Source organism: Streptomyces sp. NPDC015532, from assembly GCF_043078065.1.
Taxonomy (GTDB): domain Bacteria; phylum Actinomycetota; class Actinomycetes; order Streptomycetales; family Streptomycetaceae; genus Streptomyces.
This window is the reverse complement of the sequence record NZ_JBIBSY010000001.1, coordinates 816159-835400: the sequence shown is the minus strand read 5'-3', so window position 1 is coordinate 835400 and position 19242 is coordinate 816159. Positions and strand designations below refer to the sequence as shown.

General features: G+C 73.0%; 14 protein-coding genes and 1 pseudogene. 6 read left to right on the top strand and 9 right to left on the bottom strand.

Going from position 1 to position 19242, the window contains the following annotated elements:
• Window positions 1-255 precede the first annotated feature (255 nt).
• Window positions 256-1395 (top strand): annotated as a pseudogene (locus tag ACF07B_RS03515) (hypothetical protein); the annotation flags it as partial.
• A 1413-nt stretch (window positions 1396-2808) separates the two neighbouring features.
• Window positions 2809-2991, top strand: coding sequence for a hypothetical protein (locus ACF07B_RS03510; protein ID WP_392177592.1), 183 nt, complete (start codon window positions 2809-2811; stop codon window positions 2989-2991).
• Between the two features lie 197 nt (window positions 2992-3188).
• Here the strand turns inward: ACF07B_RS03510 and ACF07B_RS03505 are convergent, their stop codons facing one another.
• From ACF07B_RS03505 to ACF07B_RS03495, 3 genes are read right to left on the bottom strand one after another with little or no spacing between them, the layout of a single operon-like run.
• On the bottom strand, window positions 3189-4139 hold the full coding sequence (locus tag ACF07B_RS03505) for a 3-oxoacyl-ACP reductase (protein ID WP_392177591.1): 951 nt from the start codon (window positions 4137-4139) through the stop codon (window positions 3189-3191).
• A gap of 49 nt (window positions 4140-4188) precedes the next feature.
• On the bottom strand, window positions 4189-5265 hold the full coding sequence (locus tag ACF07B_RS03500) for a Zn-dependent alcohol dehydrogenase (RefSeq protein ID WP_392177590.1): 1077 nt from the start codon (window positions 5263-5265) through the stop codon (window positions 4189-4191).
• Between the two features lie 34 nt (window positions 5266-5299).
• The gene (locus ACF07B_RS03495; RefSeq protein WP_369486095.1) at window positions 5300-6157 is read right to left on the bottom strand and encodes a MaoC/PaaZ C-terminal domain-containing protein; all 858 of its coding nucleotides are present in this window, start codon (window positions 6155-6157) and stop codon (window positions 5300-5302) included.
• Between the two features lie 383 nt (window positions 6158-6540).
• On the opposite strand from ACF07B_RS03495, the gene ACF07B_RS03490 reads away from it, so the two are divergent.
• Genes ACF07B_RS03490 through ACF07B_RS03480 form a run of 3 tightly spaced genes read left to right on the top strand, consistent with a single transcriptional unit; the run spans window position 6541 to window position 9415 of the window.
• Complete coding sequence (locus tag ACF07B_RS03490; protein WP_392177954.1) at window positions 6541-7431, top strand: ATP-binding cassette domain-containing protein; 891 nt, start codon at window positions 6541-6543, stop codon at window positions 7429-7431.
• Window positions 7431-8150 carry an ABC transporter permease gene (locus ACF07B_RS03485; protein ID WP_369486094.1) on the top strand — a complete coding sequence of 240 codons (720 nt, stop codon included), beginning with the start codon at window positions 7431-7433 and terminating at the stop codon, window positions 8148-8150. The genes ACF07B_RS03490 and ACF07B_RS03485 overlap by 1 nt, the downstream gene beginning before the upstream one ends.
• 14 nt (window positions 8151-8164) lie before the next feature.
• Window positions 8165-9415 carry a sensor histidine kinase gene (locus ACF07B_RS03480; RefSeq protein WP_392177589.1) on the top strand — a complete coding sequence of 417 codons (1251 nt, stop codon included), beginning with the start codon at window positions 8165-8167 and terminating at the stop codon, window positions 9413-9415.
• Window positions 9416-9482: 67 nt separating this feature from the next.
• On the opposite strand, the gene ACF07B_RS03475 is transcribed toward ACF07B_RS03480, so the two are convergent.
• The gene (locus ACF07B_RS03475) at window positions 9483-11036 is read right to left on the bottom strand and encodes an alpha-L-arabinofuranosidase B (protein ID WP_392177953.1); all 1554 of its coding nucleotides are present in this window, start codon (window positions 11034-11036) and stop codon (window positions 9483-9485) included.
• 295 nt (window positions 11037-11331) lie between these two features.
• Between ACF07B_RS03475 and ACF07B_RS03470 the strand changes: the two genes are divergently transcribed.
• A complete protein-coding gene (locus ACF07B_RS03470) occupies window positions 11332-11964 on the top strand; it encodes a response regulator transcription factor (protein ID WP_362399165.1) in 633 nt (210 codons plus the stop codon).
• Window positions 11965-12359: 395 nt separating this feature from the next.
• On the opposite strand, the gene ACF07B_RS03465 is transcribed toward ACF07B_RS03470, so the two are convergent.
• From ACF07B_RS03465 to ACF07B_RS03445, 5 genes are all read right to left on the bottom strand, one after another.
• Window positions 12360-13214, bottom strand: a complete 855-nt coding sequence (locus ACF07B_RS03465; protein WP_392177588.1) for a hypothetical protein — start codon at window positions 13212-13214, stop codon at window positions 12360-12362.
• Complete coding sequence (locus ACF07B_RS03460) at window positions 13211-13750, bottom strand: SigE family RNA polymerase sigma factor (protein WP_369485269.1); 540 nt, start codon at window positions 13748-13750, stop codon at window positions 13211-13213. Before ACF07B_RS03460 ends, ACF07B_RS03465 begins: the two co-directional genes overlap by 4 nt.
• A 51-nt stretch (window positions 13751-13801) precedes the next feature.
• Window positions 13802-15220 (bottom strand): MFS transporter, encoded by a 1419-nt coding sequence (locus ACF07B_RS03455; protein ID WP_392177587.1) that lies wholly within the window; start codon window positions 15218-15220, stop codon window positions 13802-13804.
• Between the two features lie 143 nt (window positions 15221-15363).
• Window positions 15364-16557, bottom strand: coding sequence for a lipid-transfer protein (locus ACF07B_RS03450; RefSeq protein WP_384238282.1), 1194 nt, complete (start codon window positions 16555-16557; stop codon window positions 15364-15366).
• Between the two features lie 7 nt (window positions 16558-16564).
• A complete protein-coding gene (locus ACF07B_RS03445) occupies window positions 16565-18958 on the bottom strand; it encodes an acyl-CoA dehydrogenase (RefSeq protein WP_392177586.1) in 2394 nt (797 codons plus the stop codon).
• Between the last annotated feature and the right edge of the window lie 284 nt (window positions 18959-19242).

Below are 19242 nucleotides of genomic sequence, written 5' to 3'. Positions count from 1 at the left end.
CGTCCCTGTCCGACCGGTCGTGGGCCACGGGCCCGTGCCGGAGCGGGCGGCGGACGCGCGGGGCCCGTGCCGGGGCGGCCGGACGGACGCCGATCCGGCCAGTCCCGGCGCACCTCTCCCCACCATCGTTCAGCACATCCGCCCCGTTCCCTCAGGCGAATCCCGACAGGGCCACCCTTATGTGTGAAGCAACAGCCCGTCGCTCCCCCGCCTGTGCGTACGAAAACTACCTTCGTCGCCGGAGGTGACCGAACGATGACGGCCGGTGCGAGAGAACCCATGGTGCGGAGCGAGCGCGCGGACGGCGGCGAGTACGGTGACGCCGCGGGCCGGTGGGCCGCTCCCCCCGTCTGTGTCATCACCGCCGACGGCACCTACGGAGCACGGCTCGCCCGCGACGGCGAGTCCTGGTACCCGGAGCGCTGGACGCTGGACGGACCCGAGCCGTACGCCGTACCGCTGCCCGGTCCGCAGCCCGAGGAGCCGGGCACCGAGGTGCTGCCGCTGACCGACGGCAGGGTGCTGATCCATCGGGTCGACGACGGGCGCCACGCCTTCTCCCTGCTGTATCCGACCGGGCCGGGCACCGGCGAGCTCCCGCTGGGCGCGGTGGAGTGCCCCGACGCGGGCACCGTGCTGCGGCTGCTGCCGCCCGCACCGGACGGGGAGCGCGCCTACGCCCTCGCGGTGGGTCGGGGGTCGACCGCGGTGTGGCTGGTGGCGGGCGGCGCGTTCGGCCCGGAGCATCTGGCCGAGGTGCCGGGCCACTGCTCGGGAGGGGTGTGGCTGGACGGCACCGGCCGCCTGCTCGCGCTCGACCGCCTCCAGAACGGCCGCACGAAGACCGTGGTCGTCGATCTGGAGCGCGGCGGCGAGGTGTCGCCGCTCCTCCAGATCGCCGAGCACAGCAACGACCGGCTGCTCCTCGCGGACGCGGACAGCGGACTGCTGCTCATCCGGTCCGACGCGCCGTCCCCCGGCCGGGACCGACTCGGCTGGGGCGTGCTCGGCAGCACCCTTCCCGTCCGCTTCCCGGACTGTCTGACCGCGACGGGCTGTTCGGTCAGCCCGTTCGCGATCCAGCCGGGCCAGGTGCTGACCCCGGAGTCCTGCGCGGTCGCCCTGCGCATGGACGGACCCGGCGGCACCTGGGTGGGTGTGTGGCGCCCGGCCGAGCGCCGGATCCACCACAGCCCGGCGCCGGAGGGCTGGTTCGCCGGCACCGGGGTGTGGACCGCGGAGGGGGTGCTCCGCCTGCCGTACGCCACCGGTGGCGTCCCGTGCGGTGTCGCCCGGCTGGGAGCGCCCGAGGGTGCGGGGGAGCCGGACACGGGGGTTCCGGCTCCCCCTGGTCCGCCCGCACCGCGACCGGTCCCCCTCCAGCAGGCGCCCCTGCGGAGCGGCCGGCCGGACGGTTCGCCGCACCCGGCCCGGGAAGCCGTGCCGCCCCGGGCGCTCCCGGTGCACCTGGCCCTGAGCAGCGGCACCGTCCGCGCCCCCGGGGACGAAGCGGTCCGCCCTGTCGAGGGACCCCGGGTGTCGTCCGCCGGTACGGGCCCCGCGCCCGAGGGCCGGGAGCCGCTGTCGACGGTGACGAGCCTCACCCCCAGGACTGCTCCCACCTCTCCCGCCTCCCCCGCCTCCTCCGTCGAAGCGTGGCGGGCGGACCCGGACCCCGGCCACGAGCCCGGCGGGACACTCCCGCCCGTCGTGCGGCCCGCCGACGAGACGCACGAACCGCCCCGGCCGGTCGTGCGACGCGCCGCCCCCGCGTCCGGGGAGCCGGCCGCCCGGCCCCAGCCGAGCCGTTGGACCAGGGTTTTCCTGACGCCCGCGCCCGCGCCGGAGCGCCGGCCCGCGCCCGCCGGAACACCCGCGGCCGAGGCGAACCTCTGGACCAAGGTCGCCGAGACGCCCCCACCCGGCATGGGCCTCAGGACCAGGGCCGACGGGACGCTCCCGGGCGGCATGACCGTCGTCGTCGAGACGGCACAGCCCCTTCCGCCGGTCAGGAGAGTCGGTGCCGGCTCCGGTTCCGGCACCCACGCCATGGCCGCCGCCGGGCCCGCCACCGATCCGGGCCGGGGGCCCGCCGCACGGACCGCCGCGGACACCGGCACCGAGGCTGATGCCACCGCTGGTTCCGGTGCTGGTGCCGTCCCGGGTTCCGGTGCTGCCGTGTCTCCCGGTGACCGTGCGGATGTCGCCCCGCGTACCGGCGCGCGTACCGGTGCCGACGGGACCCCGTCCGCCGAAGGACCCCTCCCGGCCGAGCCGCTCCCGCCCGTCTCGGGTCACCGCGGCCGGACCGCCGAACCGCTCCCGGCCGTCGCGGGCCCCTCCGCCGAAACCGCCGAACCGCTCCCGTCGAACCCCTGGGCGGGCGTTGCCGGTGTCTCCGGGGGCTCCGCCACCGACCCCGGCCTCTGGACCAAGGTCGCCGAGACGCCTCCGCCCGGCATGAGCCTCGGCACCCGGGCCGGTACGACACCCGCGGGCGGCACCGTTCTCGGAGAGGGGACCATCGACGCGCTGCCGGCCGTCGGCGCGTTCAGGGGTCAGGTGGTCCTGCGGCCGGCGGTCGGCCGTCCGGGGTCCGACGCCCAGCCGGCCTCGGGGCTCACCACCGTGTCGGGGACACTCGCCGCCCTGCCGCGGACACCCCCGGAATCCGGGGGTCCGTGTGTACCGGCCCACACGGACGAGGAGAAAAGGGGCAGTATGGGCGAAGAAACGTCACCCTCCGACTCCCACGCGATGACGGCACGTTAGACTCCCCCGGCTGTAAAGAAGGATCTTGCATACGGGGTGAACACTTCAATGAACGACTTCAGCACCATGGAAGCACCGGGTACGGACGTCCACGAGACGTCGTCGGCCCGGTCCGAAGGCCACGGCAGACACCGCGGCCCGGTCTCCGGCCACGACGGCGAGGCGCCCCCTCAAGGCCGCCACCGCAAGCCGTCCGGCCAGTCGGCCACGACGGCCTGACGGTCCGCGGGACCGGCCGGGCGCACAGCGCCCGGCCCACGTGACACGGACGACCGGCACGACCGCCCGGGGGCGCGACGGCCGACGCAGACGACGGCCCGACGGACCTCATGGCAAGCCGAAACCGGATACGGCCCCGCGCACCTCAAGGTGAGCGGGGCCGTATCCGTTCGGGTCGCGCACCGCCGGACGTCCGCTCAGCGGGGAGAACCCTCCCGCTTGAGCCCCAGCACCTCCGTCGCCGCGAACGTCTCTCCGCTCGGGCGCTGCGCGTAGTACGGGGTGAGCAGCGCGTCGAGTTCGTCGTGACTGAACGTGTCCTGTTTGCTGTCGAACTTCGCGGCCACCCGCGGGCGTTCGACGACCGCGACCATTCCGCCGTGCACGACGAGGAGCTGTCCGTTGACGTGCCCGGCGGCGGGCGAGGCCAAGTAGCCGACGAGCGGGGCGACATGTTCGGGGGCGAGCGGGTCCAGGCCTTCGTCGGGCCGTCCTAGTCCGGCGAAGACGTCCTCCGTCATGCGGGTGCGGGCGCGCGGGCAGATGACGTTGGCGGTGACGCCGTACTTGGCCAGCGCGAGCGCCGTCGAGGTGGTCAGACCGACGATCCCGCCTTTCGCCGCCGCGTAGTTGGGCTGTCCGGCGGAGCCGGCCAGGAAGGCTTCCGACGAGGTGTTCACGATCCGTCCGTAGACGGGTCCGTCGGCCGCCTTGGCACGGGACCGCCAGTGCGCGGAGGCGAAGTGGGTGGTGTTGAAATGGCCTTTGAGGTGGACCCTGATGACCGAGTCCCACTCGTCCTCGGTCATCGAGAAGACCATCCGGTCGCGCAGGATGCCCGCGTTGTTGACGAGGATGTCCAGTCTCCCGAACTCCGCGACGGCCGACTCGACCAGTGCGCGGGCCTGTTCGTGATCGGCGACGTCCCCGGTGTGGGCCAGAGCCCGGCCGCCCGCCGCACGGATCTCGGCGGCGACCTCCTCGGCCGGGGTGGCCGAGGCCTCGCCCGACCCGTCCCGTCCGGGCTGTCCGTAGTCGTTGACGACGACGACCGCGCCCAGCCGTCCGAGTTCCAGCGCCTCGGCCCGGCCGAGCCCGCGCCCGGCGCCGGTGACGATCGCGGTGAGCCCTTCGAGTGGCAGTGACATCAGGGTCCTTAGCGGTTGTGGTGGAGGTCCGCGCCGGCGGGAGCCCGGGTCAGATCTCGATGCACGTCCGGAGTGCGGTGCCCGAACGCATCTGGTCGAGCGCCTCGTTGATCCCGGCCAGCGGCACCCGGTGGGTGATCAGCCCTTCGAGGTCGATGCGGCCCGCGCGCCACAGGGCGATGGTGCGCTCGTACGACCGCAGGACGTCCCCGCCGCCGTACATGGAGGGCAGGATGCGCTTCTCGTCGAAGAACAGCTCGAACATGTTGAGCTGGAGGAAGTCGTCCATGGCGCCGGCGCCGACGACGACGAGGGTGCCGCCGCGGCGGGTGTGGTCGTAGGCGGTGCGTGCGGTGGCGGACCTGCCGACGACCTCGAAGACGTAGTCGAAGCCCTCGCCCTCGGTCACCGACTGTTTGGCGTCGGCGAGTTCGTCGGGCGAGACGGCCTTGGTGGCGCCGAAGCCGAGGGCGGCCTCCCGGCGTGAGGCGACCGGGTCGACGGCGACGATCTCCGCGGCCCCCATGAGCCGGGCGCCCTGGATCGCGGAGATGCCGACACCTCCGCAGCCGATCACGGCGACCGACGAACCGGCTTCCACGTCGGCGGTGTTGAGGGCCGCGCCGAGTCCGGTGGTGACGCCGCAGCCGATCAGGGCGGCGATGTCGAAGGGCACGTCGTCGGGGATGGGGACCGCGCAGCCGGCCGCGACGACCACCTCCTCGGCGAAGGTGCCGGTGCCGGCGAAGCCGAAGACGTCACCGCCGGGGCGCTGGAAGTTGGGAGTGCCCGCGTTCATGAATCCGGCCAGGCACAGTTCGGTCTGGCCCCTCTTGCAGGCCGGACAGACGCCGCAGGCGGGAAGCCAGCAGATGACGACACGGTCGCCGGGCTTCACATGGGTGACTCCCTCGCCGACCTCGGTGATCTCGCCGGCGCCCTCGTGCCCGGGCACGAACGGCGCGGGCTGCGGCAGCACGCCGTTCATCGCGGACAGGTCCGAGTGGCACAGTCCCGTGGCCCGCACCCGGACGCGCACCTTGCCGGGCCCGAAGCCCACCGCCTCGACGTCGTCGAGGACCTCGAGTTTGTCCTGGCCTATCTCGTGCAGTACGGCTGCGCGCATGGTGCGGCTCCCCTCAGGACGGTTCGTACGAGTGTCAGACGTGTTCGACGACGGTGTCGGCGAGGACCGGCGCGTCGTCCCGCTCGACCGCGCTCACCGCCACCCGGACCCCGCCCTCGCTCCGCCACATCCGGATGCGCAGGGTCTCGCCGGGGAAGACGACTCCGGCGAAACGGGTGGTGTACGAGCGGACGCGGGTCACATCGCCGCCGAGCACGGTGTCGACGACGGCCTTGAGCGTCATGCCGTATGTGCACAGCCCGTGCAGGATGGGCCGGTCGAACCCGGCGAGCTTGGCGAACTCGGGGTCGGCGTGCAGCGGGTTCCCGTCCCCGGACAGGCGGTAGAGCAGGGCCTGGTCCTCGCGGATCGGGCGTTCCACGGTTCGCTCCGGCGGGCCCACGGGGGCTTCGAGGCGGGTGCCCGGTCCGCGGTCGCCGCCCCAGCCGCCTTCGCCGCGTACGAAGATCTGGGCGTCGTTGGTCCACAACGGGCCCTCGGCGTCCGCCACTTCGGTGCGCATGACGAGGATGGCGGCGGTGCCCTTGTCGTAGACCGCGGCGATGCGTCCGGTGGCGGTGGCCGTGCCCTCGGCGGGGATCGGGCGGTGCACCCGGACGCTCTGGCCGCCGTGCAGGACGCGGGCGAGGTCGACGTCGACGCCGGGCATCGAGAGCCCGCTGATCACTCCCGGTGAGCCGGCGCCCGCGACGGTGGCGAAGCTCGGCAGGACGTGCAGCCTGGATTCGAGGGTGTACCGCAGCTCGTCGGGGTCGGTCGCGGGGACGCCCGCGCCCAGGCCCAGGTGGTAGAGCTGGACGTCCTTGTGGCTCCAGGCGATCTCGCCGGTCCGCGGTTCCGCTGCGACGGCCTTGGCGGCGTCAATGGGCATGGGGCTCCTGACTCGACTGCGCGAAAGACCTCGGTGCGGCCGTCCGCACCGTCGGCCGCACCGAGGTCGACACTGGGCCGCGGAACCCGCTCGTTCTAGAACGCGTTCCAGTCCGGCGCACCCTTGTATAGCCCAGCGTCCAGCACTTGTGAAGACTACTGACGCCATGTCAGATCGAGTGGCCGTACCGGTCTTTCACGGGAGCGCGTCGCGACGGCGGCCGTGACATTTGTCCCGGCCGATCGCCGACAAGTGCCTCTGCCGGGGCACCGCCCCGGACCCCTAGCGTCGTTCTCATGACACGGACGACGGGGACGACGGGGACGACGGCGCGAAAGCCGCGGGGGACGACGGCACCGCCGCCGGCGGGGGCGGCACCGGCGGTGCGCTTCAGGGGTGCGGTCAAGACGTTCGGCGCCGTGCGCGCCGTGGACGGTCTCGACCTCGACGTGGCGAGCGGCGAGACGGTGGCGCTGCTGGGCCGCAACGGCGCGGGCAAGTCGACGGCGATCTCCCTGCTGCTCGGACTGGACGAGCCGGACGAGGGCTCGGTGGCGCTCTTCGGCGGCGGCCCGCAGGAGTCGGTGCGCGCCGGACGGGTCGGCGCGATGCTCCAGGACGCCCGGCCGGTGCCGCGGGTCACCGTCCAGGAGCTGGTGTCCTTCGTGGCGGGCCGCTATCCGGCGCCCCTGCCGGTGGCCGAGGCGCTGCGGCTCGCGGGCGTCACGGAACTGGCCGGGCGGCGCGTCGACCGGCTGTCCGGAGGGCAGGCGCAGCGGGTGCGGTTCGCGGTGGCGCTCGCCGGCGACCCCGCGCTGATCGTGCTGGACGAGCCCACCGCGGCGCTCGACGTGGAGGCACGGCACGCGTTCTGGGAGTCGATGCGGGCCTACGCCCGGCGCGGCCACACCGTGCTGTTCTCCACGCACTACCTGGAGGAGGCCGACGCGCACGCCGACCGGATCGTCGTCGTGGACCGGGGGCGGATCGTCGCGAACGGGACCGGGGAGGAGCTCAGGCGGTCGGCCGGCGGCAATCTGGTCTCCTTCGACCTGGCGGGGCTCGGCCCGGAGGGCCTGGCGCTGCTGCCCGGCGTGGTGGCCGTGGAGGTGCGCGGGGAGCGGGCCCGGCTGCGCACGGACGATTCGGACGCGACGGTGATCGCGCTGGCCGAGCGGGGGGCGATACGCGGCCTGGAGGTCGTCCCCGCGTCCCTGGACGACGCGTTCATGGCCCTCACCGCACCCACCACGCGCGATCGGGAGAAGGCGTGATGTTCGACTATCTGCGGCTCGAAGTGCGCCGGACGCTGCGCGACACCGGCTTCGTGATCGGCGGCGTCGCGATGCCGGTGATGATGTATCTGCTGTTCACCAACCTCGGCGGTGGCGACGACGGCGCGTGGAGGACGGCGTCGATGGTCGGCATGGCCGCGTACGGGGCGGTCGGCTCGGCGCTGAACACCGGCGGCGGGGTCTCCGAGGACAAGGTGACCGGCTGGCTGCGGCAGCTCCGGGTGACCCCGATGACGCCGCGCGAGGTGGTGCTCGGGCGGGCGCTGACCGGGTCGGTGACCGTGCTGCCCGCGATCGTCTCGGTGCTCGCGGCCGGCGGCCTGGTCAACGGCGTACGGCTGGACGCCTGGCAGTGGGCCGCGACGGCCCTGCTGCTGTGGCTCGGCTCGGTCCCCTTCACCCTGCTGGGCCTCGGCAACGGGTACCGGATGACCGCGCAGACGACGGGCGTCGCGAACATGGTGTGCAATCTGGGGCTGGCGGTGGTCGGCGGCCTGTGGTTCCCGCTCGCCCTCTTCCCCGGCTGGCTGCGCTCGGTCTCGGCGTACACGCCCACGAACCGCTTCGCGCAGCTCGGCGTGTCGGTCACCGAGGGCCGGGCGCCGGACCTCACGGCGGTGGCGGTGCTGATCGCCTGGCTGCTGGTGTTCGGTTCGTACGCTGTGGTCTCGTACCGTCGATCCGCACGAACCGCCTGAAGGGGGAGCTGGACATGCCCTTGATGAAGAGCATCGGCTGCCAGGTCCGCGCGTGGCGGGCCGAGCGGAGCCGCTGGAAGGCCGACATGGAGCGGTTCAAGGCCGAGCAGCGGGCCGCGCGCAGGAACGGGGGCGAGATGCCCGAGAACCCGGGCCCGCCGCCGACCGGCTTCGCGCTGCTGCCGTGGCTGCTGCTGGGGCTGGGCTCCTTCTCCAACCTCCTCCAGGGCAGGACGGCGCAGCCCTGGATCGGCGGCCTGGGCCTGCTCGTCTTCAACTCCCTGTACATCTACGTCACGTTCCGCGCGTTCGTGAAAACGACGCGGGAGGCCCGCTCGACCCGGGTGGCGCTCGCCTTGATGGGTGTGGTCACCTGCGCGCTGGCCCTCGGGTACGGCGGAAGCTGGCTGTACTTCTTCCCGCTGCTCGGGCTGGCCACCGGGGCGGTGGTGCGCGGCCCCTGGCTCGGGAAGATCGGGCTCGCCCTGACGGCGGTCGCCGCGGCGGTCTCCGTCGTCCGGGCGGGCTGGGACGCGGTGAACGTCGCCTACGGCACCTTCCTGTCCACGATGGTGACGGCCGCGATCCTGTCCCTCTCCGAGGCGGTACGTGAACTGCGCGCGGCCCGGGAGGAGTTGGCGCGCCGGGCGGTGGAGAAGGAGCGGATGCGTTTCTCGCGCGACCTGCACGACCTGCTCGGGCACACGCTCTCCGTGATCGTGGTGAAGTCGGAGGCCGCGCGTCGGCTCGCTCCCCGCGATCTGGACGCGGCCCTCGTCCAGGTCACGGACATCGAGTCGGTCGGCAGGCAGGCGCTGACGGAGATCCGCGAGGCGGTCACCGGCTATCGCGAGGGCAGTCTCGCCACGGAGCTGGACCGTGCCCGCTCGGCGCTTTCCGCGGCGCGGGTGGAGCCGGTCGTCCGGCAGTCGGGGCCGCCCCTGGTCCCGCAGACCGAGGCCCTGCTCGGCTGGGTGCTGCGCGAGGCCGTCACCAATGTCGTACGCCACAGCGACGCCACGCGCTGCGAGATCACGGTGGACGGCACCGCGGACCTCGTCCGTCTGACCGTCTCGGACAACGGCACCGACGCCTCCCCGGCAAATCCCGAGCCGGGCGTCGGCGGCACCGGCATCAAGGGCCTCACCGAACGCCTCGCGACGGCCGGCGGCTCCCTGCGGGCGGGGCGGACCGCACGCGGCGGCTTCGAGGTGAGGGCGGAACTCCCCGTGGAGGCGGCGGATCTGACGGAGACCCCGGTGTGAGCGGTGCCCTCGACGGGGCGGTGGGCCGGGCCCTCACGGGCCGGCCCGCCGCCGCGCGGCCGGGCGGCTAGGGAGCCCAGGGAGCCGTGACGGCCCAGCTCACGTCGTCCGTCCACGAGGTGGCGCTGTCGAAGGCGTTCGAGCCGCCGTTGCTCGCCACGTAGACGTTGTAGTTGTAGTGCCGGAGGTAGCGCGTCGGGTAGTTGTACGACGCGAACGAGGTCCCGGTACCGCTCTTGCCGGTCCCGGCGCAGAACGTGGCGTCCTGCCGGAACTGCGGGGTGCCGGTCATGGGCTGCCGGTAGAGCTGGTAGTTGTAGTGCCGCAGGAAGTCGCCCGGGTAGTTCCGCGACTCGAAGGAGTAGCAGGAGCCGGCGGCGAGACCCCGGCGGACGATCCAGGTGGCGTCGCTCTTGTCGAGTGCCGGACTGCTCGACGTGACCGCCGAGACGACCGCCGCGTTGGCCTGGTGGCGGATGTAGTCGGCCGTGCAGCACGCGGTGGTCGCGCGCAGCGAGATCTCGGACCCGGCCGTCAGAGAGCCCGTGATGCCGGTCGAGCCGCCGTAGCCGACGGAGACGATGTTCGACTGCACCAGGTTGTCCGCGGCGTCCGTCGGGATGCCCGAGGTCATGACGCCCTCGAAGAAGGACCCGATGGAGCCGTTGCTGTTGTCGCCGCCGGTGCCCAGGACGATCGCGCCCTCCTGGTGCATGGGCGAGTAGCCGCCTGCGGTGGGTTCACCCCCGGAATAGGTGGTCGTGAGACTGCCCGACTGGGCGTTGCCGTATTTCAGCGCGAAATGGTCCTGACCGTTGTTTTTCAGCAAAGCGGTCACGAAGGGCATCGCACCGGTTCCGGTGTTCGACGTGTTCTTGCTGTATCCGGCGTCGGACTGGAACAGCCCGTTCTCCAGGTCGGCCTGCACCCACGGGCCCTGGCCGTAGCAGGGCGAGAACCAGCACTCGGTGCCGAAGTTGATCGCGTCCATGTGGCCGTTGCCGGTGTCCAGGTTGTTGGTCTCGGCGTTGCCGTAGTCGAAACAGCAACTGCCGTTGACGTGGGTACCGGAGGTCACCATGTACATCCCCTCGGCCTGCCCGTTGACGGCGACGCCCGAGGTGGAGTTGTCCCGGTAGCCCATGCCCGCCGAGATCTCCAGACCGTAGACCTGGTGGCCGCCGGCGGTCACCGGCAGCGCGTCCGCGGGCGCCCCGACATCGGCCGCGCCGGCCCCGCCCGCGCCCTCGATCGTGAGGTCGTTGTGGCGCGAGGACTGGTCGTAGATCTTGGTGATGATACAGGTGGTGCCGTTGCAGAAGGAGTCCTGCGCCGCCGCGTTCGCGTATCCGCCGGCCGCCAGGAGACCGATGTTCGCGGTGGCGCTGTCGGAGGCGCGCTGCACCTGGTAGAGCGAGCCGTTGTACGACGAGTAGAGCGCCCTGACGAGGCTGTGCGCGGCGACACAGGGGGTGCCGGCGGTGGCGTAGATGTCGCAGGGGAGCGACCCCGCGGCGGTGGCCTGCGGCGCGCCGACGGCGAACGCGACGACGGCCGCCATCACCGACAGCACGGCCAGGGCCGTGTTTCTGAGGCGCTGTAAGCGCGGGAGGGATGACATCACGGTGCACTTCCGTTCCTGGTAGGACAGTGCGGGTGTCCGGTTCGAGATACCGGACATCGTTCGATCGATATACCGAACCCATTCCCGGTCGAAATTCCGAACGTTTACGGAAAGCGGCCCGGCTCAGGAATTCCAAAGGGGAGTGCTGAATTCCGAGGCGATTATTTGCCCGCGACCGGGGGCCGTCAAGACGCGCGGACAGGAACCAGGACGATTTTTCCGGAGACCGCCGGAGCGTGCGGAACGGGCGGCCGGGCGGCCCTCTCGCCTTACGCTGGGCCGCGTGAACGAGATGCCCCGGGACCACCGGCCCGCCAAGTCCGTCCGTGTCCTGCTCGCCGAGGACCAGATGATGATGCGCGGGGCACTCGCCCTGCTGCTGGGGATGGAGCCGGACATCGAGGTGGTCGCGCAGGTGTCCGCGGGGGACGAGATCGTGGACACGGTGCTGACCAGCCGGCCCGATGTGGCCCTGCTGGACATCGAGTTGCCGGGGATGAGCGGGCTGGACGCCGCCGCCGAACTGCGGGAGCAGGCGCCCGACTGCCGGGTGCTGATCCTCACCACGTTCGGCCGTCCGGGCTATCTGCGGCGGGCCATGGAGGCCGGTGCCGCCGGGTTCCTGGTCAAGGACGGGCCCGTGGAGGAACTGGCCGAGGCGATCCGCCGGGTGCTGACCGGGGAGACCGTCATCGATCCGGCGCTCGCCGCCGCCGCGCTGAGCGCCGGACCCAATCCGCTCACGGCCCGCGAGTGCGACGTGCTGAAGGCCTCGGTGGACGGCGCGACCGTCGCCGACATCGCCGGCAAGCTGCACCTGTCCGAATCGACCGTCCGCAACTACCTGTCCTCGGCCATCGGCAAGACAGGCACCCGCAACCGCATGGAGGCAATGCGGGAAGCCCGCCAACAGGGGTGGCTGTAGGGCTTGTTCACCCGCAGCGCGCGGGACCGCCCCGCGTCACGCGGGTTACCACCGACAGGGTTGACGGTGAGGCCTTCTCGCACGGAGTGCGCCGGCGCCCGCCACCAGGCCACGCGGGTGACCGCCAACAGGGGCGGCCGTAAGACCTGTTCGCCCGGAGCATGCGGGCGCCCGCCGCCGGGTCGCGCGGTGGCCCGCCAACAGGGGCGGCTGCAGGGTCTGTTCACCCCGCGTGCGCCGGGGCCCGCCATCAGCCACGCGGGTGGCGCGCCAACAGGGGCGGCCGTAAGACCTGTTCGCCCGGAGCATGCGGGCGCCCGCCGCCGGGTCACGCGGGTGGCGCGCTCCTGGTCCGGTAGCGGGCCGCCCGCCGGTTCACTCCTCGTCCGCCTTCGCTACTTCGTCACCTTCGCCGAGCCGGAGCCGACGTGCCCGGCATGCGGCGCCACGCACACGAACCAGTTCGGCCGGGAGCCGTCCACCGGCCGGATCAGATCCTCGTAGGACGAGCCGAGGTCGGTCCCCGGGGCGGCCTTCCCGGCCTTGATCGTCGTGCCGTCGTCCCAGGTGCAGGTGACCTCCCGGACGGTCGTCGCGACCTTGCCGATCACCAGCAACCCAGGCGCCCCCGCCGTACCGCTCCGGCCGGTTCGCAGCGGCACCAGCGCGGCCTCGATGTCCTTGCCCGACAACGAGTCGCCCTTGTCGACCGGCCCGTCGAGCACCGTTTCCGGGCTGTCGTCCCCCACGAGGAGGCGGACGAACAGCCAGCCCTTGCCGATGAGGTCCGAGGCGACCTGGGTGCCCGTCGGCTTGAGGGCGTCCTCGCTCATGCTGGCCCACTGGGACCGCGCCTCCGTCTCGTTCCTCGGCGCCCCCCAGACGACGACCTCGACGCTCCACTCCCTGCCGGGCTCGGTCCCGCGCGCCACGGTGGTCGCCTGCGGCTCGTACACATGCCGCCGCTCCGGCGTCGACGGCCCGGACGCGGCCGGCACGACCCGCCTGCCGCCGTCGTTCCCGCCCGTGCCCCCCGCGAGGGCCAGCGTCCCCGCGGAACCCGCGGCGACGACCAGGGCCGCCGCCGCCACCGTCGCCCAGCGGCGCGCCCTGCGGCGCCGGCCGCCGCGCACGACCGCCTGGCAGGGGGCCGCGCCGATCTCGACCTCGTCCGCCGCCCGGGCCAGCAGGACGGCGATGTCCGCGTCCGTCGCCATGTCGTGATCCGTCTCCCGGTTCGCGCTCATCATGTCCGCCCTCCGTGCTTCACCGTGTCCGCCAGGCCCGGCAGGACACGGAGTTTCGCGATCCCCTTGGACGCGTTGCTCTTCACCGCGCCCACCGAGCAGCCCATCGCCTCGGCGGCCTGGCTCTCGCTCAGGTCCTCCCAGTAGCGCAGGACGACCGCCTGCCGCTGACGCGGGGGCAGTTGGGCCAGTGCGGTGACCAGAGCACCGCGGTCGTCGGCACGGGCCATCGGGTCACCGCTGTCGGGGACCTCGCGGCTCAGCCCCGCGTCGTCCTTCGGCGCGAGGAACTCCTTGAGCTTCCTGCGGTGCCGGCGAGCGTGCGCGTTGATCATCACGCGCCGCACATACGCGTCCGGTTCGTCGGCCGAGCCGACCCTGCGCCATGCCACGTACACCTGCTCCAGCGTCGTCTGGACCAGGTCCTCGGCGGCGTGCCGCTCCCCAGTCAGGAGAAACGCCGTACGCATCAGTCGCGGCCAGCGGCCGACGACGAAGCTCCGGAACTCCGCGTCCCGAGCCTGTTTCCGGTCCCCCATGTGCACCTCCTAGATGACTGAAGGAGTCCGCGGGCACCGGATTCCGTTGCCTCAGCGCCGTGGGACCGTCCGCGGCAGCCACAGCAGCATCAGCACGGCACCGGCGAGCAGCATCACACCGCTGACGCGGAACGCCAGCGCGTACCCGGCGGTCAGTGCCTCCCCCGAGACGCTTCCCCCCGTACGGGCCGCCGCGATCGTGGACATGACCGCGAGCCCCAGCGAACCGCCCATCACCCGCGAGGTGTTGACCAGGCCCGACACCACCCCCGCGTCCTCCGGCGCCGCGCCCGAGGTCGCGAGCGCCGCCAGCGGTGTCGCGGCCAGGCCGGCGCCGGCCATCATCAGGATGCCGGGGAACATGATCGCCGTGACGTACAAGGCGTCCGCCGTCATGGTCGACTGCCAGCCGAAGCCGGCCGCGGCGAGAAGCGTGCCGAGGACCGCCACGTTGCGCGCCCCGACGACCGGCATGAGGCGGGGCGCCGACTTCGAGCCGATGACCACGGCGAGCGAGCTCGGCACCAGGGCGAGGCCCGCGCCGAGCGGCGAGTAGCCGAGCACGTTCTGCGCGTACAGCGTCATGAAGAACCACATGCAGAACATCGCCGAGCCGGAGACGAACACGGCCGCGTTCGCCGACGCCACCGAGCGCAGCCGCAGCAGCTTCAGCGGCATCAGTGGCGCCCGGGTCCGCGCCTCGACCGCCAGGAAGAGCCCGATGAGAGCCGCCCCCGCGCACAGCGGTACGAGCGTCGCCGCCGCGGTCCAGCCCTCGGCCTCCGTCTGCACGATCCCGTACGCCAGGGTCGCCAGTCCCGCCGTCACCAGGAGCGCGCCCGGCAGGTCGAGCCGCCGCCCGTCCCCGGCCCGGCTCTCCACCAGCCGGGACGCCGCGCCGGCCAGCACGATGGCGCCGACGGGCACGTTGATGAGAAGCACCCAGCGCCACGACAGCCCGTCGACCAGCAGTCCGCCGACGAGTCCGCCCGCCGCGCCGCCGCCGGCCCCCACGGCGGTCCAGGTCGCGATGGCCCGCGCGCGTGCGGCGCCCTCGGGGACGGCCGACGTCAGGATCGTCAGCGTCGAGGGCGCGAGCACCGCGGCCCCCAGGCCCTGCGCGGCGCGCGCGAGGAGCAGTTGGGTCCCCTCCTGGGCGAGGCCGCCCGCGACCGAGGCGAGCGTGAAGAGCGCGAGGCCCACCAGGAACATCCGCTTGCGCCCGTACAGGTCACCGGCCCGCCCGCCGAGGAGCATGAATCCGGCGAAGGCCATCGAGTAGGCGTTCACCACCCACTGGAGTCCGGGGGCGCTCAGCCCCAGGTCGGTCCGCATGGAGGGCAGGGCCACGTTGACGACGGACACGTCCAGGACGACCAGGAACTGTCCGGCACACGCGAGCGCGATCACCACCCAGGGGGGCGGGGCGGTGCGGACGGATATCCGGGTGTCTTCAGCGGCTCGGAGCATGGCTGTCATGCTCTCAACCCGCTTACGCCCCTTGCATCAGGATTTCGGCCCAGCCGGCATACGGCGGGGGACCTAGGCCGTGTCCGGATCACGCGGCGGGACGCGGCCCGACCCGAACGACGGACCCCGGGACCCGGAACCGGTCACGCTCCCGCGCGCAGCAGCGTGACCACCGCCGCGCCGCCCAGCCCGATGTTGTGCGCGAGTCCGACCCGCGCCCCCGGGACCTGGCGCGCCCCGGCCTGTCCCCTCAGCTGCCGGACGAGCTCGGTCACCTGGGCGATCCCGGTCGCTCCCAGCGGATGGCCCTTGGAGATCAGCCCGCCGGAGGGATTCACCACCCAGCGCCCGCCGTACGTCGTCGCCCCGGACTCGACGAGTGCGCCCGACTCGCCCTCCGCGCACATGCCGAGCGCCTCGTAGGTCAGCAGTTCGTTGACGGAGAAGCAGTCGTGGAGCTCGACGACGTCCACGTCCTCGATGCCGAGCCCGGAGCGCTCGTAGACCTGGCGCGCGGCCTCCCGCGACATCGGCTGCCCCACGACGTCGATGCAGGAGCCGGAGGCGAAGGACTCCTCGGTGTCGGTGGTCATCGCCTGCGCGACGATCTCGACGGCCCTGTCCTCCAGCCCGTGCCGCTCGGCGAACCGTTCGGACACGACGACGGCGGCGGCGGCTCCGTCGGAGGTGGGCGAGCACTGGAGCCGGGTCAGCGGCCGGTGCACGGCCTTCGCGGCGAGGATCTCCTCGACGGAGTACACGTCCTGGAACTGGGCGTCGGGGTTGTGCGCCGAGTGGCGGTGGTTCTTGGCGCCCACGGCGGCGAGCTGGGCCTCGGTCGTGCCGTACCGCTCCATGTGCTCGCGGGCCGCGTCGCCGAAGATCTGCGCGGTGGGCGGGGACATCTCGAAGCCGTGCCGGGCGGCCATGACACCGTAGTGGCGGGCGACGGGTGAGGTGGCGAAGTCGCCGCCGTCGGCCCCCGATCCGAGCGAGCCCCGCTTCATCTTCTCGAAGCCCAGTGCGAGGACGCAGTCGGAGATCCCGCCCTGCACGAACTGCCGGGCCAGCATCAACGCGCTCGCCCCGGTGGCGCAGTTGTTGTTCACGTTGTAGACGGGCACGCCGGTCAGGCCGAGTTCGTAGGCGGCTCGCTGACCGGCGGTGGACGCCTGGAAGCAGTAGCCGACGGGCACCTGTTCCACCTCGGTGTACGAGATCCCCGCGTCGGCCAGGGCGCCGGAGCCGGCCTCGCGGACCATGTCCCAGTACTGCCAGTCCCGGGTCTCGGGCTTCTCGAACTTCGTCATGCCGACACCGACGACGTACGTCTTCATGGCGCTCCTAGTCTCGCGGCAGGCCGAGGATGCGCTCGGCCACGACATTGAGCTGGACCTGGGTGGTGCCGCCCGCGATGGTCAGGCACCGGGAGAGCAGGAAGCCGTGCACGGCCCGCTTGCCGGGGCCCTCGCACAACGCGCCCTCGGGGCCGAGGAGTTCGAGGGCGAGTTCGGCGACCTTCTGCTGATGTGCCGTCTGCACGAGTTTGCGGACGGAGGCGCCCGCGCCCGGTTCGACGCCGGAGACCTGGCGGAGCGTGGTGCGCAGGGAGATGCAGGCCAGGGCGTGCGCCTCGGCCAGCAGCGCTCCCAGCCGGGGGCCGTCGGCGTCGGCCGGTATCAGTGCCTCCAGGCCGGTGTCGAAGGTCAGCTGGTCGGCCATGTGGACGCGTTCGTTGCCGAGCGTGTTGCGGGCGACCCGCCAGCCGTCGTCGACCTCGCCGACGACGGCATCCGCGGGCAGCAGCACGTCGTCGAACCAGACCTCGTTGAAGAGGGAGTCCCCGGTGATCTCCTTCAGGGGGCGGATGCCGATGCCGTCCGTGTTCTTCATGTCGACGACGAAGTAGGTGAGTCCCTTGTGCTTGGGCGCGGCGGGGTTCGTCCGGGCGAGGAGGATCCCGTGGTCGGCCCACTGCGCCGCACTCGTCCACACCTTCTGTCCGTTGATCCTCCACCGTCCGTCGGCGGTGCGCTCGGCGCGGGTGCGCAGCGAGGCGAGGTCGGATCCGGCGCCGGGCTCCGAGAAGAGCTGGCACCACAGGAGGTCGCCGCGCAGGGTGGGCAGCAGATAGCGCTCCTGCTGCCGCCGGGTCCCGTGCGCGATGAGGGACGGCACGACCCAGGTCGCGATCCCCAGATCGCTGATCCGCACTCCGGCCCCGGCCAACTCCTGCTGCACGGCGAGCTGTTGTACGGGCCCCGCGCCGAGGCCGTACGGCGGCGGAAGATGCGGGGCGGCGTACCCGGTGGGCGCCAGGGACCGGCGGGCGTCCGCCGGTCCGAGCCCGCGCACCCGGTCGATCACCTCACGGGCGGCGGCCCGGTACCCGGACGCCTCCGGCGGCAGTTCCAGGCGCAGTTCCCGCCGTACGCCGTCGCGGGCGAGCCGTACCGCCCGCCGCAGGTGTCCGCTCCCGGTCCCGAGCAACTGCCGTGCCACCAGGGCCCGGCGCAGATGGAGATGGGCGTCGTGCTCCCAGGTGAACCCGACGCCGCCGAGGATCTGGACGCAGTCCTTGGCGCAGGAGCAGGCGGCGTCGAGGGCGGTGCCCGCCGCGAGCGCGGCCGTCAACTCCCGTACGCCGGGCGGCTCCTGTCCGGCGCGGGCCGCGTCCCAGGTGAGCGCCCTGGCCTGTTCCAGCCGCAGCAGCATGTCGGCGCACAGGTGCTTGACGCCCTGGAAGCGTCCGATGGGGCGGCCGAACTGCTCGCGGACCCTGGCGTGCCCGGCCGCCGTGTCCAGCGACCAGGCCGCGGTGCCGCAGGCGTCCGCGGCGAGGACGACGGCGGCCAGGTCCCGGACCAGTGACGGGCCGACCGCGAGGACACGGCCGGCGGGGACCCGCACCCCCCGGGCCCGGACCTCGGCGGTCCCCCGGGTCGGATCGGCACTGTCGTGCGCCCGGACATCCAGATCGACGGCGTCCACCACCAGCCAGACAGTGCACTCGGTCACGCCCCCCGCGCCGGGAGTCCGGTCGGACCCTGCACCCGCGCCGGAGGTGTCGTCGGACACAAGCTCCGTGTCGACGATGGGGTCGGACACGGCGCTCGACGCCGCCAGGACGAGCACGTCCGCGTCGGCACCCGACAGCACGGGCGGCGCGGTCCCGTCCAGCACGTACCCGCCGTCCACCGCGCGGACCGTCATCGTGCCGGTGCCGAACGCGACGGCGCCGATGCGCTCCCCGCACCCCAGGGCCCGTAAGAGATCAGCCCGCTCCGGGTCCCGTACGAGATCGGAACGCCCGAGGCCCCGTCCGAGATCAGCCCGCCCCCGGTCCCGTACGAGGTCCTCGCGCCCCGGCGCCCCCACCGGAGGGCCGAACCCGGGCCCCCGCGGAGAATCACCCGCCTCACCCGCTCCCCGACGAAGCTCCGCCGCCAGCACCGCGGCCGCCAGGACGGTCGCCGCGAACGGTCCCGGCAGCGCGGCCCGCGCGGCCTCCTCCACGACGACGGCGAGGTCGACGAGGTCGCCGCCGCCACCGCCGCAGGCCTCGGGAAGGTGCACGGCGAGCAGCCCCTGCGCGGCGAGCGCGTCCCAGAACGGGGGCCTGCCGCCACCCGGCGCGTCCAGGAGCTTGCGGACCTCCTCGGGCGGCACGGCGCGGGCGATCCATCCGCGCACGGCCTCGGCGAGCTCCTGTTGCTCCGGCGTGACCGCGATGCCCATGCGTGCCTCCCCAAAGGCCCAAGGTGCGTGGATCCGCGTCAGACTAGAACACGTTTCATTCTGACGGTAGGTCAGATACCCATGACTCGGTCAAGAAATCGTTAGTGCGCCGAAGCATCGGAATAGTTGCCCCGGCGCACCGGTTCCTCCTGCACGTACCCGCGTGGATCGCGCGGCCGACGTCCCCTGCCCCCAGGGACCACCCGCCCGACCGTCCCCGCGTCCCCATGGACCCGCCCCCTCCCGCGCGCTCTCCCGAGAGCGCCCATCACCTACGGCCTGGA

Excerpts from the sequence above, each read along its gene's own strand:
- ACF07B_RS03505 (WP_392177591.1), bottom strand. The coding sequence starts at position 4,139 with ATGTCACTGCCACTCGAAGGGCTCACCGCGATCGTCACCGGCGCCGGG.
- ACF07B_RS03500 (WP_392177590.1), bottom strand. The coding sequence starts at position 5,265 with ATGCGCGCAGCCGTACTGCACGAGATAGGCCAGGACAAACTCGAGGTC.
- ACF07B_RS03495 (WP_369486095.1), bottom strand. The coding sequence starts at position 6,157 with ATGCCCATTGACGCCGCCAAGGCCGTCGCAGCGGAACCGCGGACCGGC.
- ACF07B_RS03485 (WP_369486094.1), top strand. The coding sequence starts at position 7,431 with ATGTTCGACTATCTGCGGCTCGAAGTGCGCCGGACGCTGCGCGACACC.
- ACF07B_RS03480 (WP_392177589.1), top strand. The coding sequence starts at position 8,165 with ATGCCCTTGATGAAGAGCATCGGCTGCCAGGTCCGCGCGTGGCGGGCC.
- ACF07B_RS03475 (WP_392177953.1), bottom strand. The coding sequence starts at position 11,036 with ATGTCATCCCTCCCGCGCTTACAGCGCCTCAGAAACACGGCCCTGGCC.
- ACF07B_RS03470 (WP_362399165.1), top strand. The coding sequence starts at position 11,332 with ATGCCCCGGGACCACCGGCCCGCCAAGTCCGTCCGTGTCCTGCTCGCC.
- ACF07B_RS03465 (WP_392177588.1), bottom strand. The coding sequence starts at position 13,214 with ATGATGAGCGCGAACCGGGAGACGGATCACGACATGGCGACGGACGCG.
- ACF07B_RS03460 (WP_369485269.1), bottom strand. The coding sequence starts at position 13,750 with ATGGGGGACCGGAAACAGGCTCGGGACGCGGAGTTCCGGAGCTTCGTC.
- ACF07B_RS03455 (WP_392177587.1), bottom strand. The coding sequence starts at position 15,220 with ATGCTCCGAGCCGCTGAAGACACCCGGATATCCGTCCGCACCGCCCCG.
- ACF07B_RS03450 (WP_384238282.1), bottom strand. The coding sequence starts at position 16,557 with ATGAAGACGTACGTCGTCGGTGTCGGCATGACGAAGTTCGAGAAGCCC.
- ACF07B_RS03445 (WP_392177586.1), bottom strand. The coding sequence starts at position 18,958 with ATGGGCATCGCGGTCACGCCGGAGCAACAGGAGCTCGCCGAGGCCGTG.